This window comes from Rhizobium sp. NFR07 (assembly GCF_900111905.1).
Classification (GTDB): Bacteria; Pseudomonadota; Alphaproteobacteria; order Rhizobiales; family Rhizobiaceae; genus Neorhizobium.
Window position 1 is genome coordinate 71147 of sequence record NZ_FOKM01000001.1, and the last position, 15795, is coordinate 86941.

General features: G+C 60.2%; 14 protein-coding genes. 6 read left to right on the forward strand and 8 right to left on the reverse strand.

All coding sequences use genetic code 11. The features are described 5' to 3' along the window. The first annotated feature begins 18 nt into the window (after positions 1-18). The 4 genes from BM216_RS00315 to BM216_RS00330 are packed head-to-tail and all read left to right on the forward strand — an operon-like array spanning position 19 to position 3671. Complete coding sequence (locus BM216_RS00315) at positions 19-1089, forward strand: ABC transporter permease (protein ID WP_092993221.1); 1071 nt, start codon at positions 19-21, stop codon at positions 1087-1089. Positions 1090-1092: 3 nt separating this feature from the next. Further along, complete coding sequence (locus BM216_RS00320) at positions 1093-2007, forward strand: ABC transporter permease (RefSeq protein ID WP_092993224.1); 915 nt, start codon at positions 1093-1095, stop codon at positions 2005-2007. Continuing rightward, positions 2000-2848, forward strand: coding sequence for an ABC transporter ATP-binding protein (locus BM216_RS00325; protein WP_092993227.1), 849 nt, complete (start codon positions 2000-2002; stop codon positions 2846-2848). The genes BM216_RS00320 and BM216_RS00325 overlap by 8 nt, the downstream gene beginning before the upstream one ends. A gap of 7 nt (positions 2849-2855) precedes the next feature. Continuing rightward, complete coding sequence (locus BM216_RS00330) at positions 2856-3671, forward strand: ABC transporter ATP-binding protein (protein ID WP_210217017.1); 816 nt, start codon at positions 2856-2858, stop codon at positions 3669-3671. Between the two features lie 149 nt (positions 3672-3820). Here BM216_RS00330 and BM216_RS00335 read toward each other — a convergent pair whose 3' ends face one another. Together BM216_RS00335 and BM216_RS00340 are read right to left on the reverse strand one after the other, a co-directional pair. Then, a complete protein-coding gene (locus BM216_RS00335) occupies positions 3821-4135 on the reverse strand; it encodes a hypothetical protein (RefSeq protein WP_143102695.1) in 315 nt (104 codons plus the stop codon). A 29-nt stretch (positions 4136-4164) separates the two neighbouring features. Continuing rightward, positions 4165-6219, reverse strand: coding sequence for a prolyl oligopeptidase family serine peptidase (locus BM216_RS00340; protein ID WP_092993235.1), 2055 nt, complete (start codon positions 6217-6219; stop codon positions 4165-4167). 269 nt (positions 6220-6488) lie between these two features. Here BM216_RS00340 and BM216_RS00345 point away from each other — a divergent pair, with 269 nt between their 5' ends. Continuing rightward, positions 6489-7115, forward strand: a complete 627-nt coding sequence (locus tag BM216_RS00345) for a TetR/AcrR family transcriptional regulator (RefSeq protein ID WP_092993238.1) — start codon at positions 6489-6491, stop codon at positions 7113-7115. A gap of 35 nt (positions 7116-7150) precedes the next feature. Here the strand turns inward: BM216_RS00345 and BM216_RS00350 are convergent, their stop codons facing one another. From BM216_RS00350 to BM216_RS00370, 5 genes are read right to left on the reverse strand one after another with little or no spacing between them, the layout of a single operon-like run. Then, positions 7151-8782, reverse strand: a complete 1632-nt coding sequence (locus tag BM216_RS00350; protein ID WP_092993241.1) for an ABC transporter ATP-binding protein — start codon at positions 8780-8782, stop codon at positions 7151-7153. Further along, complete coding sequence (locus BM216_RS00355) at positions 8779-10167, reverse strand: M20 family metallopeptidase (RefSeq protein ID WP_092993244.1); 1389 nt, start codon at positions 10165-10167, stop codon at positions 8779-8781. Before BM216_RS00355 ends, BM216_RS00350 begins: the two co-directional genes overlap by 4 nt. A 9-nt stretch (positions 10168-10176) precedes the next feature. Further along, positions 10177-11070, reverse strand: a complete 894-nt coding sequence (locus BM216_RS00360) for an ABC transporter permease (protein ID WP_092993247.1) — start codon at positions 11068-11070, stop codon at positions 10177-10179. Next, positions 11067-11984 carry an ABC transporter permease gene (locus BM216_RS00365; protein ID WP_092993250.1) on the reverse strand — a complete coding sequence of 306 codons (918 nt, stop codon included), beginning with the start codon at positions 11982-11984 and terminating at the stop codon, positions 11067-11069. Before BM216_RS00365 ends, BM216_RS00360 begins: the two co-directional genes overlap by 4 nt. A gap of 53 nt (positions 11985-12037) precedes the next feature. After that, positions 12038-13537 (reverse strand): ABC transporter substrate-binding protein, encoded by a 1500-nt coding sequence (locus BM216_RS00370; protein WP_092993253.1) that lies wholly within the window; start codon positions 13535-13537, stop codon positions 12038-12040. A 216-nt stretch (positions 13538-13753) separates the two neighbouring features. Here BM216_RS00370 and BM216_RS00375 point away from each other — a divergent pair, with 216 nt between their 5' ends. After that, positions 13754-14392, forward strand: a complete 639-nt coding sequence (locus BM216_RS00375; RefSeq protein ID WP_210217006.1) for a GntR family transcriptional regulator — start codon at positions 13754-13756, stop codon at positions 14390-14392. A gap of 172 nt (positions 14393-14564) precedes the next feature. Here the strand turns inward: BM216_RS00375 and BM216_RS00380 are convergent, their stop codons facing one another. After that, on the reverse strand, positions 14565-15668 hold the full coding sequence (locus BM216_RS00380) for an NADH:flavin oxidoreductase/NADH oxidase (RefSeq protein ID WP_092993259.1): 1104 nt from the start codon (positions 15666-15668) through the stop codon (positions 14565-14567). Positions 15669-15795: the final 127 nt, after the last annotated feature.

Consider the following 15795-nt stretch of genomic DNA (forward strand, 5'->3'; position numbering starts at 1 on the left):
CGGGCGAGAAAGATCCTTATGAGCATGTCCCAGACAACCGAAACTTCCACCGCATCCCCTGCCCGGTCGAGCCGGTTTCTCGCCGGCGGGCGCAAGGTGGCCACGTCCTTCGCCGTCATCCTGACGACCCTGTTCGGCCTTCTCGTCATCACGTTCGTGGTCGGTCGGCTGGTGCCGGCCGACCCGGTGATATCCGTGATCGGCGACCAGGCGGACCAGGCGACCTATGACCGCGTCTACAAGGAGATGGGGCTTGACCAGCCGCTCTATGTCCAGTTCGGCAGCTACCTGTCGGATGTCGTCAGGCTCGATCTCGGCCAGTCGACACTGACCAAGCAGCCGGTGGCGAGCGATCTTGCGCGCGTCGTTCCGGCGACGATCGAGCTTGCCACGCTCGCCACCCTGATCGGCGCCTGTTTCGGCATACCCCTCGGCGTCGTCGCCGCCGTCAATCGTGGCACCTGGATCGATCATGTCGCCCGCGTCGTCGGTCTGCTCGGTTATTCGACGCCGATCTTCTGGCTCGGCACGATCGTCATCCTGATCTTCTACGCCCATCTCGGGCTGATCCCGCCCGGCGGTCGCATCTATATCTATAACGAAGGCATCATCGACGGCCCGACCGACTCGATCATCGTCGATTCCCTCATCGCCGGCAATTTCGAGATCTTCTGGAGCGCGATCCACCACCTGCTCGCACCCGCCATCATTCTGGGCTATGCGGCCATGGCCTATCTCAGCCGCATGAGCCGCAGCTTCATGCTCGAACAGTTGCGGCAGGAATATATCCTGACGGCCCGCGCCAAGGGTCTCGGCAAGCGGCCGATCATCTGGCGGCACGCCTTCCGCAACATCCGCGTCCAGCTTCTGACCGTTGTGGCGCTCGCCTATTGCGGCCTGCTCGACGGCACCGTGCTGATCGAGACCGTCTTCGCCTGGCCGGGGCTCGGCCAATACCTGACATCGGCGCTGTTCGTCGCCGACATGAACGCCGTACTCGGAGCCGTGCTGCTGATCGGCATGATCTCGATCGCGATCAATCTCCTGTCCGACATCGTCTACCGCTTCATCGATCCGAGGACCCGCTAAGCCATGACCAGATCCGGGTATTTTTCCGACCTTCACGACTGGCTGATCAACGAGGAATTCACCTCCTCCCGGCAGGCACGTTTCCACAAGCTCTACGTCGCCTGGCTGAGCCTTCTCGCCAATCCGCTTGCGCTTGCGGGCTTTGCCGTCATCGGCGTGCTGATCCTCGTGGCGCTTCTCGCACCGCTGATCGCCGGACACGACCCTTACGCTCAGGATCTCGCCATGGCGCTGCAGGCGCCCTCAGCCGCCCACTGGTTCGGCACGGACGAATTCGGCCGCGATGTCTTTGCCCGCCTCATCTATGGCGCCCGCACGACGCTGTATATTACCATTCTCGTCACCGTCATCGTCGCGCCGATCGGCTTCATCATCGGTGCAACGGCCGGTTATCTCGGTGGCTGGGTGGATGTCGTGCTGATGCGCATCACCGATATCTTCCTGTCCTTCCCGAGCCTCGTGCTGGCGCTCGCCTTTTCGGCAGCGCTCGGCCCGGGCATTGAAAACGCCGTCATCGCCATCGCGCTGACCGTCTGGCCGCCGATCGCCCGCCTTGCCCGCGCCGAGACCATGACCTTCCGCAACGCCGATTTCGTCGTAGCGGCAGAACTGCAGGGTGCCGGCATGGGACGCATCCTGCTGCGCCATATCGTGCCGCTCTGCGCACCGTCGATCGTCGTGCGCCTGACGCTCAACATGTCGAGCATCATCCTGACGGCCGCCGGTCTCGGCTTCCTCGGCCTCGGCGCGCAGCCGCCGATGGCCGAATGGGGCGCGATGGCGGCGTCCGGACGCCAGTACCTGCTCGACGCCTGGTGGCTGACGACGGTTCCGGGACTTGCGATCCTGACGGTCAGCCTCGCCTTCAATCTGCTCGGCGACGGGCTGCGCGACATCATGGATCCCCGCAATGGCTAATGCATCAGACACAATCCTGACGGTCGAGAACATGTCCGTCGAATTCCCGACGCTCTCTGGCATCACCAGTGCCGTGCGCAATGTCTCCTTCAGCATCGGGCGCGAAAAGGTCGGCATCATCGGTGAATCAGGTTCCGGCAAGAGCACGACCGGCCGCGCCATCATGCGGTTGCAGCCGCCCAAGGCGATCGTCAAGGCAGACCGGATGCAGTTCGAGGATGTCGATCTCCTGAAGGCCAGCGAGGACGAGATGCTCGCCATCCGTGGCCGGCGGATCGCCATGATCCTGCAGGACCCGAAATATTCACTCAATCCGGTCATGACCGTCGGCGAGCAGATTTCCGAGACGGTGATCCTGCATGAACGCGTCAGCCCCCGCGAGGCACGCGAACGCACGCTTGCCATGCTGGGCCGCGTCAACATCCGCGATCCCGAGCGCGTCTTCGATCTTTATCCGCACGAGGTCTCCGGCGGCATGGGCCAGCGCATCATGATCTCGATGATGCTGATCGCATCGCCCTCACTCATCATTGCCGACGAGCCGACCTCGGCGCTCGACGTGACGGTGCGCCAGCAGGTTCTGTCGATCCTCGATGAACTCGTCATAGAGCGCAATATCGGCCTGCTGTTCATCAGCCATGACCTCAATCTCGTGCGCAGCTTCTGTGACCGGGTGATCATCATGTATGCCGGCCGTGTCGTCGAAACGATCGCCGCGGCCGATCTCGACCAGGCGAAACACCCCTATACCCGCGGCCTCCTCAACGCGCTGCCGAGCCTCAATCACCCGCGTGACAGGTTGGATGTGCTGCAGCGCGACCCCGCATGGCTGGAGAATTGAGATGACGATGATCAAGGTGGACCATCTGGCCGTGTCCTATGGCAGCGGCGACAAGCTGACCAGGGTGGTGAAGGATGCGTCCTTCGATGTCGCCAGGGGCGAGACGTTCGGCCTCGTCGGCGAAAGCGGTTGCGGGAAGTCGACGATCCTGGGTGCCCTTGCCGGCCGCAACAGGCAATGGACGGGATCGATAGAGATCGACGGCGAGGCGATCAGCCAGAAGCGCACCCGCGGACAGCTTGCCAAGCAGCAACTTGTCTTCCAGGACCCGTTCGGCTCTATCCATCCGCGCCACACGATCGGGCGCACTCTGTTGGAGCCCCTGGAAATCCACGGCAAGGACAATCGGCAGGCCCGAATCGAGAAAGTGCTGCAGGATGTCGGGCTGCCGCATAATTTCCGCTATCGCTACCCGCACCAGCTTTCCGGCGGTCAAAGGCAGCGCGTGGCAATCGCTCGTGCCCTGATCCTCGAACCACAGATCCTTCTCCTCGACGAGCCTACATCTGCGCTCGACGTGTCGATCCAGGCCGAGATCCTGAACCTGCTGAAGGACCTGCGCGAGCGCGAACAGCTGACCTATATTCTCGTCAGTCACGATCTGGCGGTGGTCGCCCACCTCTGCAATCGTGTCGCCATCATGCAGGACGGCGGCTTCGTCGAGATCGCGACGCGGGACCAGCTTCTCGCCGATACGGTACAGCATCCCTATACTCGTCAACTGATGGACGGCAGCAGAGGATATGTCGGAAAACGGTCTCCGCACCTTAGCGCAATTCCACGTTCAGTAACGAGCTCGGTCCTGTCACCCGACGCATGCTGACGCCGACACTTCGAAATCCGGAGCGGGACGTCTCGCGGGCTGGCATACGCCGATCATCAGGGTGAGCCCATGCGAAGCGGACAGACCGGACAATAGTCCGCCATTCCATTTCTCTCAGAGATCGAGATCCCGTTGCCCATGTGGCGGTGCTATTGGTTCCGGCGCTCGCGCATGAGGCGGAGCATTTCGACATTGTTACGTGCCGTCTCCGACGAAATCCGGGCGCGCTCCATATTCATCAGTTGCTCGTTGTCGCGGCGATCCTGTTGCCGCAGCATGCAGTCGGTATGGGCTCTGGAGCCGTATGGAGCGCCAAAATCGGAACAGGTTCCGCCATCTTGGTAGAGGTCTGCCCTGCGCTGCTCCTCGGCCGACATGCAACTGCTCAGCGTTATGAGTACGAGTGTGGCACAAGCGGTCGAAATTGCGGGCCTGATCTTCGGGTGGAGAATGGTCGTCTTCATCTGCATTCCTTCGTCTCGTTGCTTCTGTTTCATTCCGTCTTCAAGCCGGTCCAGTAGGCGGCGAACGCCCACATGTCGGCATGCTGGGCGATGATCTTGTCGACCGGCATGCCGGCGCCATGACCTGCCCTCGTTTCGATGCGCACAAGACGCGGTTTTGGGCCGAGATCGGCTGCCTGCAGGGCAGCGACATATTTGAACGTATGGGCGGGGACGACACGATCGTCGGCATCTGCGGTCGTGGCCAGTATCGCCGGATACTCTGCGCCCTCTTTGATAGTGTGATAGGGTGAGTAGGCCATGAGGTTGCGGAAATGCCGCTCTTCGGCCGGACTGCCGAACTCGCCTTTCCACAATCCGCCGCCGGTGAACTGGTCGTACCGGAGCATGTCCGTAACCGCGACGCCCGGCAGAGCGACATCAAACAGGTCGGGACGCTGGTTGGTGACAGCGCCGACCAGAAGACCACCGTTCGACTCCCCCTGGATAGCGAGCCCCTGTTGCGGGGTGATGCCTGTGCGCTTCAAAAACTCGGCAGCGGCGATGAAGTCGTCGAACGAATTCTGCTTGTTGTCTAGCTGGCCGGCACGGTGCCATACCCTGCCATATTCGCCGCCGCCGCGGATGTTGGCGACGGCCAGCACGCCACCCTGTTCCACCCAGGCAAGCTGTATCGGGTTGTAGATGGGGATCTGGCTGATGCCGAAACCGCCATAACCATAAAGCAGGGTCGGCGCCGCACTTGTGACATCCTTGCGCCGGATCAGAAACAACGGCACTTCGGTTCCGTCCTTCGAGCGGTAGAAGCGCTGCTCGACATCAATCCTGTCCAGATCGATCGGCACTTTCGGCACGGCCCAAGGGGTGACCGCCTCGGAAACCATGTCGTAGTGATAGATCGCTATCGGCGCGTCGTAGCTGGTGAAGACGAAAAAAGCTTCCCGGGCGTCACCTTCCAGAAATCGGGCGCTTCCGACCCCAGGAATATCGACCGTGCCATCTGGCCTTCCATCCAAGGTGAAACGGCGGATTTCTGTCTTGACGTCGATCCGGTAGCTCGTCAGCAGCTTGCCGCCTGCAAGAACCACGCCGTCCAGCACCGCGCCATCGGCGGCTTCGGGAACGATTTCCTTCGGCTCCGGCTCCGCCTCCGCGAGATCCAGCGAGACGATGCGCACGCGTTCGGCCTTGTGGGTTGTCGCAAGAATCAGCGTGCTTCCGTCATTGCCGATGAGGGACCATGTGAAATCCATATCCGAGATCACCGTCCTCGGCTGCCAGTCCCTCGTCTCAAGGTCGATAACGGTCAGGGCATTTTCGTTCGTCCCGGGCGTCGAGGTAATGGTCAGGTAGCGCCCGCCAGACACTCGGTCCGCAACATGCAGCAGTTCGGGGCGATCGGGTGTGGAGTAGATGAGGCGATCATCAGCCTGTTCGGTACCTAGTTTGTGGAAATAAACGGCATGATTGGCGACGATGGCGCCTCTGGCGTTGCCCTGAGCGGGCCTGGGCATGCGCGAATAGAAGAAACCCGATCCGTCCGGCGCCCAGGATATGCGCGTGAAGCGCGCGCCGTCGAGCGCATCGTTGAGCTCCCTGCCGCTCTCGACGTCGAGCACTTTGATAGTGCGCCAGTCGGTGCCGCCCTTCTGGACGCCGAAAGCAACATATCGCGCGTCATCCGAGACGCTCCAGTCAGTGAGCGAATCGGCACCATCGTCGGACCACGTATTGGGATCGATGAGCACGCGACTATCGCCAAAAACACCGTCTCGGACGTAAAGCGACGGCTGGTTTTCATGCCCCTTGATGACGTTGAAGAAATACCGGTCTCCGCGCTTTTTGGGCACGGTATAGCGATCATAATTGAGAAGCTCCTTCATCCGCTCGCGGAAATGCTCCCGGCCGGGAAGGGTGCCCAAATACGTCTGCGTGACCGCGTTCTGGGCCCCAATCCAGGCAGCCACTGCGCGATCATCCGGTGCTTCATTCTCGAGCCAGCGATAGGAATCCACGACGGCCTCGCCGAAATGCTCTTCGGTCACGTCGATACGCTCGGTCGTCGGATAGATGATCTTGTGCAAATTATCCCCCATTGGTTGGGCTGACACGTTGTGAATCTGGAGAAAAAAAGAGATGGCAATTACGACAGGTGTTCTCATGGGCAGCCCCGGTAGGAATTGATTGGTGATGAGAAGCTGAATGTTCTGACATGAGCAATCTCGCTATTGGCACTTAGTGTCATTATTGTGATGCAGAATTCTACAGAAGACACATGTAGGGCGTATATCCGCCTCAGTGAAATGTCACTTTGCGCCAGATAAGACGCAAATGTCGCGAGTTGGAGACAAGTATGAGCAGGACGATCCGGGACGGTGCGCATATCGAAGTGGCGCGAAGTGCCGCACGCCTGTTTCTGAAAAAGGGCGTGGCTGACACGAGTGGCGACGAGATCGCCGAAGCTGCAGGAATATCAAAGCGAACGCTCTGGCGTTATTTCCGGACCAAGGAGAGCTGCGTGGAGCCGCTCTTCGCGCTCACTTCTCAGCGTTTCGCCACAAGGCTCGGAAATTGGCCGCTCGATATCTCGGTCGAGCGGTTTCTCGAGATCAACTACGACTTCAGCAAAATGGAAAAGCAGGAGCTGGAGGACAGTGCGCTTGTCGTGCACCTGATCGCCGGGCTTGAGGAAGAGCCCGCGCTGCTGGAGCCCTGGTTCATGTCGACCCGGATGACGGAAGAGCTGATGGCTGGCGTCATCGCCTCCCGCCTCGATCTATCGCTGAAGGATTTCGAGGTACGGCTTTGCGCGGCCACGGTCGCCGCAGCGATGCGCATCATCGACGAGACCGTCAGCCGGGCGGCGGTGAAATACGGCCAGGTACCAACGCTTGCAGAGATCAACGACCGACTCGCGCAGGCGATCCGCCGCGCGAGCACCTTACCGTTCTGCGATCCGGTGACACCGCGGCCAAGATAGCCGGCCTCAAGCGACGTGAAACAATCGACTAAGGCTCATACGGCAGACAGCGCAGCCAGATCAGGCACGTCCCAGCCGCGCCCCGGCATGGCGGACAGAAGCTGCCGGGTGTAGGCATCCTTGGGATTGCCAAAGACCTGGTCGACGGTACCGCGCTCTACAATCCGGCCCTGGCTCATCACGATCAGATTGTCGCATATTTGCGATGCTACGCGAAGATCGTGTGTAATGAAGAGGATCGTCAGCCCCATCTCATCCTTGATGTCGGCGAGAAGCTGGAGCACCTCCTTCTGCACCGACACATCGAGCGCCGACACCGCCTCATCGGCGATCAGGACCTTAGGCTCGACCATCAAGGCCCGGGCTATGCAGATGCGCTGCCGTTGACCGCCGGAAAACTGGGACGGATAGCGATAGAGTGCCTCCTCCTCCAATCGGACGATCTTCATCAATCGCTTGGCCCGCTCCCAGGCGACATCACGCGAAACGCCAAAATTCATCGGCGCCCCGATCAACTGCTCGCCGATAGAGCGGCGGGGATTGAGCGACCCATAAGGGTCCTGGAAGACGATCTGGATATCCTTGCGGGCAGCGCGCAGGCTTCCGCGCGATCCCTCTGCGAAGTTGCGGTCTCCAATCCAGATTTCACCGCCGTCGGGATCGAGAAGCCGGATCAGGCAACGCACGAGGGTCGTCTTGCCGCTGCCGCTTTCACCGACGATCCCTAACGTTTCACCCCTGCGTACGGTGAAATCCGCCGGATGAAGCGCCTGTACTGTCCGCGCCTTGCGCGTCAGCGTACGTGCGACATTATAAGTCTTGCTCAGGCCCTTCACCTGAAGAGCGATCTCCTGCGCCAGCGGCGGAGCAACCCCTTCCCGCTTGCGCGGCACCGCCGCGATCAGCTGGCGCGTATAAGGATGTTGCGGCCTGTTCAGTACCTCCTCGGCTCTATCCTGCTCGACGACGATGCCTTTCTGCATCACCACAACTCGGTCGGCGATTTCGGCCACCACGTCGAAATCATGGGTAACGAACAGAATGCCCGCATTGTGGGTCGTCTTCAGTGTTCTGAACAGCGACAGAATCTGAGCCTGCGTGGTGACGTCGAGCGCGGTTGTCGGCTCGTCGGCGATCAACAGCTTGGGGTCCATCGCCAGAGCCATCGCGATGACGATGCGCTGGCGCTGACCGCCGGACAATTGATGCGGATAGCTGGCATAGACCCGCGGCGGATCGGGAAGCCGCACCTCTTCCAGCAGCGCCATCGTCCGCGCCTTGCATTCGGCTCCAGAAAGCTTCGTATGGGTCCGAAAGATCTCCTCGATTTGGTCACCGACCGTGAAACAGGGATTGAGAGCCGTCATCGGCTCCTGGAACACCATCGAAATCCGTTTGCCGCGCAGGCCCGCATGCTCTTTGCGCGACATCTTCAGCAGATCGCGCCCTTCAAACAGCATCTCACCGCCAGAGACCTTCAGGGCCTTTGGCAGCAGTCCCATGGCGGTGAAGGCGGTCACGGATTTGCCGGAGCCGCTCTCTCCCACCACGCAAACGATTTCGTTCGGCTGGACGTCGAAGGAAAGTCCGCTTACGGCATGGGCGCGATCGCCGCTTCTGGGCAGATCCACGCTCAGATTGCGAACGGATAGGAGGGCTTCCGTCATCGCTGCAGCTTCCCCTCTCCGATGTCCCAGAACAGGCCCGCCATGATCTCCGTGGCTTCCTTCGCCACACTGACCATCATGTGCTCATCCGGTGCATGCTGCGAGCAGGAAGGATGCGAATGCGGGATCCAGATCGTCGGCAGACCGAGCGTTTCCGCAAAGACCTCATTTGGAAGCGATCCGCCGAAATTCGGCTGCAACGCCGGCTCCCTGCCTGTCGTTTCAGTAATCGACCCGACGGCGAGACGCGTCCAGTTATTATCCGGATCGGTGCGCGTCGCACGGAAGAACCCGCGAGCCATCGGCTCGATGCGGATGTCCTGGAAGCCGTGAGCATCGAGATGTTCACGAAGCGCCGGTAGTATCCGTTCGCGATCGACGCCGACGACATAACGCAGCTGGCAGGTCGCCTTGGCCGAACCGGGAATGGCATTCACCGGCGCTTCCGGGCGGCCGCATTTATAGGCGAGCACCTCGAAATTGCACCATCCGTAGACCTGCTCGGCACCCACGAGGCCTGGCTCCCCCCATGTCGGATCGATCTGCGGATCGTCCGGCCCCAGTTCCAGCTCGATCTTCTTCAGTGCTGCGTGAACGTTTTCCGGGATTTTGCCCGGTGTCCATTCGCGGATGGCGATGCGCCCCTTGGCGTCGGTGATCGTTGCAAGCGCATGCGCGAGGCGAATGCCGGCATTGGGCAGAAGCCCGCCCCAGTTGCCGGAATGATGCGCTCCCTCGCGAAGATCGCAGATCAGATGAAACCCGTGCCCGCCACGGGCGCCCAGAAACACGGTCGGGACATGCGTCGATACGCGCGGACCATCGGAGGCGATCAAGACATCTGCCTTCAGCAGATCACGGTGGGTCTCGGCCATTTCCGCAAGACCCGGAGAACCGCTTTCCTCACCCATCTCGATCAGGACCTTGACGTTGAAGCCGAGCGTGCCGCGCTCCTTCAGGACAATCTCCAGGGCGGCGAGATTGATCGTATGCTGGCCCTTGTTGTCGACGGTCCCGCGACCATAGATCCGGTCCCCGGCAAGTGTCGCATCCCACGGGCTGCGCCCTTCTTTCCAATCGCCGGCCATTCCCCACAGGACATCTCCATGGCCATAGGTGAGGACTGTCGGCAAAGCCGGATCCTCGATCCTTTCGGCGAACAGTGCCGGGATGCGTTCAAGCTTCGGGTTGGGAAGGATCTGGCATTTGAAGCCCATGCCTTCGAGCAGGGCCTGCATCTGTTCGTTCAGATAGCGGAGATGATCGGGGCCGCTATCTTCGCGCGGGCTCTCGGATGGGATCGACAGGCGTGCCTGCAGGTCAGCAAGGAAAGCGCCATCGGTCACATAGGCACCGGCGGCCGCGATTACATTCGAACGGGTCATATTGCTTTCTCAGTTCCTAGTTTCAGGGGCCATCGCGTCACGAAGACCGTCGCCCATCATGTTGATTGCCAGCACCAGCGCGCAGATCGCGGCGCCCGGGATAAGGATCAGCCAGCTGTCGAACAGCAGATACTGCCGTCCCTCCGCCACCATCAGTCCCCAGGACGGTGTGGGCGGCTGCACGCCCAGGCCAAGAAAGGACAGTGACGCTTCCAGCAGGATTGCATGCGCCATTTCGAATGTCGCAATGACGGCAAGGCGATCGAAGATGTTGGGCAGGAGCTCCCTGAACAACAGCTTCGGCGTGGAATACCCCATAGACTGGGCCGCCTGGATATATTCCTGATTGCGGATCTGCATGACGGCCGACCGCATGACGACCGCGAAACGGTCCCACAGAAGCAATCCCAGCACGAGGACCACGACGATCAACGATCCGCCAAACAGCGCGACCACAGCCAGAGCCACCATCACCACAGGCAAAGTCAGCCGGGTCATGATGAGGAAGTTGATCGCCAGGTCGACCTTGCCGCCGAAATAGCCTGCCAGCACGCCCATCACCGTGCCGATGATCCCGGAGCAGATGACGGTGAAAACACCGATGAGAAGCGATATCCGTGCACCGTAGATGATGCGGCTCAGATAATCGCGGCCAAGCCCATCAGTCCCCAGGGCATGAGCCCAGTTGCCATCGGCCATCCAGAATGGCGAGACGGTCCGCCTCAGCATGTCTTGGGCAAGTGGGTCGTAGGGCGCAAGCAGAGGCGCCAGGATCGCCATGATCACGATCAGCCCCAGAAGGATGGCGCCGAACAGGAACGCGGGATTTGCCGCGGATCGCGAGAGGATGCCCCTGCGTCGCACGGTGCCCGCCTTGGGCAGAGAGAGGTCGAGGCTGGTCATTGGATGCGGATCCTCGGATCGAGCCAGGCATTGATGAAGTCGGCCAGAAGGACGATGACGATGTAGAAGACGGCCACGATCAGCAGCACGGCCTGGACCACCGGCAGATCCATGCGCGAGATCGATTCCCAGGCCATGAAGCCCAATCCGTGGATGCCGAACACCGCTTCGATGACGACCGACCCGCCCAGCATGTTGCCGAATTGGACGGCAGACAGGGAGACAACCGGAATGACTGCGTTACGGAGGGCGTGTTTGAAGATAATCTTGGTTGTGCCGATCCCCTTGGCCTTTGCCGTGCGGATGTAATCCGAAGACAGCGCTTCAATCATGCCTTGGCGGATCAGGCGCATCATCGGCGGTGTCGAGTAATAGCCAAGTGCGACCGCCGGCAGAACATAGTGCTTGAGGGTCGCAGACCCTGACGGCGGCATCACTCCCAGCGTCAGCGAGAAAATCACGATCAGCACCAGGGCAAACCAGAAGTTCGGCATTGCCTGGCCGAGCACGGCAATGAGAAGGGCCGCCCGGTCAATGATGCTGTTCGGCTTCAGCGCGGCGACGACACCCAGCGGAACGGACAGGAGAAGCATGACCGCCAGTGACATGAAGGCAAGCGTCAGCGTCTTCGGCAACCGGTCGGCGATCAGTTCTCCAACCGGCTGACGGAAGAACAGGGAATTGCCGAAATCGCCTTGGATGGCATTGCCCAGCCACTCGCCGTATCGAACCATCAATGGCCGATTGAGACCCATTTGTTCACGCATCGCGTCGATTTGCGCGGCGGTAGCTTCTTCGCCGGCCATCGCGATGGCGACGTCGCCCGAAGCATTCAAGAGAGTAAAAGCCAGAAGCGAAACGGCCACGCAGACAAGCAGCGCCAGACCGATCCGCTGCATAAGATAGCGCAGCATGTCTCACCAGATATTGGAGGGTCCCGCGCCACCTGCAGCGCGGGACGGAACGGTCACTTGTTCCAGCTTGCTTCGAAGAAGCGCGGCGTCTCATCCGGAACCGGCGTGAAGTTCAACTGGGTATTGTAGACGTAGTTGAGCGAGTAGGTGAAAATCGGAACGGTCAGAGCCTGATCCGAAATTCGCGCGAGCGCCTTTGCGTAGGCAGCCTTGCGAGCCTCCGGATCGATCGTCGTGTTGCCCTGCTTGAGGAGTCCTGTCGTCTCCTCGTCGCGCGCGTAGTCCACGCTCGAGCCGTCAAACCAGTATCCGGGGCCTGCGCTCACGTCGAGAATGGAGGACGATCCCCAGGCCTGGAACCACATCGGCGTGCGGCCTTCGGTTCGTGCCTGCGCAATTGCCGAGGCCTGAAGCATGGTGAGGTTTGCCGTGATGCCGACCTTTGCCAGATCGCCGATGATGGCTTCGACGATGGGGCGATCGCGATATCCATAGAAATCGATGGAGAAGCCGTTTGCATAACCCGCCTCGGCAAGCATCTGCTTCGCCTTTTCCGGATCGTAGTCATAAGCCGTGACATCACCGGCGCAGCCAAACTGTGGCGGCGCGCAAGTGGCATTGATGGTTTGCGAGCCGGGGCCGATCAGCGCTTCGCGGATACCATCGCGATTGATCGCATGATTGATCGCGCGACGGACCTCCAATTTCTTCAACGGGCCGTCCCCCGTGCGCCCGGCAGCGTCCATTCCGATGAAGCCGATCCGCAGGGTGTCGCCGGACTCGACCTTCAACTGTGACTGGCCCTCGAACTGCTGAACTGCGTCCGGCGGAACGCGCCAGATCCAGTCGAGATTGCCGGTCATGAGTTCGATTGCCTGGGTGTTGAATTCCGACACCCGGCGGAACTCAAGCTTTTCGATCGAAGGCTTGCCCTTCACCCCGCCGAAATAGTCGGGAAACGCCTCCATCTTGATGCTTTCGCCCGGGACGATCTCGGTAACACGGTAGGGGCCTGTTCCGATCGGCTTGCGTGACATGCCATCCGGACCTGCTTTCGCATAATAGTCGGACGGGTAGATAGGTAGAACGTTGGCAAGATATTCGAGAACCGCAGGGAACACACCCTTGGTCTTCAGTCGCACGGTATAGTCGTCAACCTTCTCAGCTCCCTCGAGGAAGAAGATCGACTGAACCGTGGTATGGCTGGTGACGTAATCGACAGTGCCGACAACATCATCGGCTGTGAAATCGCTGCCGTCATGAAACTTGATGCCCTGGCGCAGTTTGAATTCAAGCGTGGTGTCATCGATCCACTTGAACGATTCCGCCAGATGCGGCTCGATCTCGTTGGTCTTGTTGTTGCGGTAGATCAACGTGTCCCAGATATGGTGCCCGAGTACGATGCCTTCGCGAATTGTATGCGTATAGAAATCGATGCTCGAGGGCATGCTGTCTGATGCCCAAACAAGTGAGTTGTCGTCAGGCCCGGCCGCCGCGGGAAGCGCTCCCGACAACAGCACGAGAGCGGTAGCGCAACCAAGAATTCGTCTCATAAGTATCCCCTTGAAGAAGTTTCTTCATATGCGTGCATTTATGCAATTCCGAGGATCTTAATTTTGTATACATTATCCTGTAAAGGGGAATGTGGACGCTCGTGGGATTAATTTGGACGAGCCCAAGAATGCGTCTAAAGCCTAAGCAATGACTGATCGTTTTCTACGCAGGGGCCTCGCTTTTTGCATAATATGAAGCCAATAGAGCGTCGAACCTTGCATCTTGAGGTCGCGGATCGCTTGCGCGAAATGATCGAGCGCGGCGAATTGATTCCTGGATCCAAGCTGATCGAGAAAGATCTGTGCCAGAGCTTCGGAGTGTCACGCACGCCGATGCGGGAGGCTATCCGGGTGCTGGCCGCCGACGGCCTGGTGGTGCTGACCCCGAACCGGGGAGCGAGCGTCGCGACGATAACCGAGGCTCAGATACTCGATAGCTTCCTAGTTATTGGCGCGATGGAGGGGCTCGCCGGTGAGCTCGCGGCTCCGCGCATCACCGATGCGCAGCTGGACGATATCCGTGCCATGCATTCGGCGATGCTGGAATGTCGTGCCGCGGATGATCTCGATGGCTATTATGTCTACAACCGACAAATCCACGATGCCATTTTCGATATCGCCGACAACGCACTGCTGAAAGAGACGCGTCGCATCATCTTCACTCGCATCATCAAATTGCGTTTCATCGCGCGGATCGCCGAGGACGAGTGGCAGATAGCAATCAAAGAACATGAGGAAATGCTCGTCGCGCTTGAAGCCCGAAACGGTCCACAGCTTGGCGCGATCCTCCGCCGTCATCTCGAATCCAAGCGGATCCAGGTTGCGCGCTGGCTCCAGCGGCAATCCTCTATCTAAAGGATGCACTAACCCCTCGCGCGGAGAGGGACGCTCAAATCGAGCACTGCGGACCAACGCCTCCGCCCCGCCAACGCGGGTCGTTTAGCTTATCACGGGTTCGGACGTGGACGGTTGGACAGGGTGCACCTCATGGCGCGGCCTATCAAACCGTCCTCGGTCTACTGCTGCATCAAATCTTGAACAGCGACTTCAATGTAGAGGGCTGACTGCGGTGATACTGGGGGGCCGCGGCCACCTCTCCGCCGAGAGCTGCAGCAGCGTGCCACGGCCAGCGCGGATCATACAGGATTGTGCGTGCAAGGCCCACGAGATCGGCATCCCCCGTAGCGACGATCGCTTCCGCCTGGGCCGGCTCGGTAATCAATCCAACAGCAACGACCGGCATTTTCACCGCCGCCTTCACCACGCGTGCGAATGGCACTTGATAGCTGGGTGACAAGGGGATTTTCTGATCAATGTGCAGGCCGCCGGTCGACACGTTGATGGCATCGCACCCGCGAAGTTCAAGAGCCCTGGCAAATTCAATAGTCTCTTCCAAATTCCAGCCGCCGTCATGCCAGTCGGTTGCGGATACGCGAACCGACACGACCTTGTCGACCGGAAAGGCCGCCCGCACCGCATCGAAAACCTCCAGCGGAAAACGCATCCGATTTTCAAGGCTCCCGCCATATTCATCAGTCCGCTGGTTTGTGAGCGGGGACAGGAAGGAATGGAGGAGATAACCATGCGCGGCATGGATCTGGACGGAGTCTATACCAACTCGCGCCGCGCGCACCGCCGCCATTGCGAAGGCATCACGGATGGCGTCCATGCGTTCGCGGCTCAGTTCAGTCGGCGCGTTATCCGTTGATTTGAAGGGAACCGGTGACGGGGCTTCCGTCTGCCATCCGTCCTTGTGATCGGCCGCGATCTGCCCGCCACCGCGCCACGGCAGATCCGAAGAAGCCTTACGGCCGGCATGGGCGAGCTGTATGGCGACCGGCATATCGGACCACTTGCGGATGCTATCCAGTGTCCGGCGCAAGGCGGTCTCTGTCGCATCATCATACAGACCGACATCCGCATAGGTGATGCGCCCCTCGGGAACAACGGCGGTCGCCTCGATCGTAAGGAGGCCAGCACCGGACAAAGCAAGCTGCCCCAGGTGGATAAGGTGCCAGTCGGTCATGCACCCATCCACGGCGGAATAAGTGCACATAGGAGCTATCGTGATACGGTTCTCGAGCTCGAGGTTGCGGATTTTGAAAGGTGTGAAAAGCTGCGGCTGCGGCATGTTGCTCACTTTTGGCATGGCGGGTTCGAGGTCGTCCCCGCCGCGTTTCTATGATGAAAGCCGGCGACAACGAACGAATCCGGTGCATGCCGCCAAACCCAACTGAAGGGCATTGGTATGATGAAAG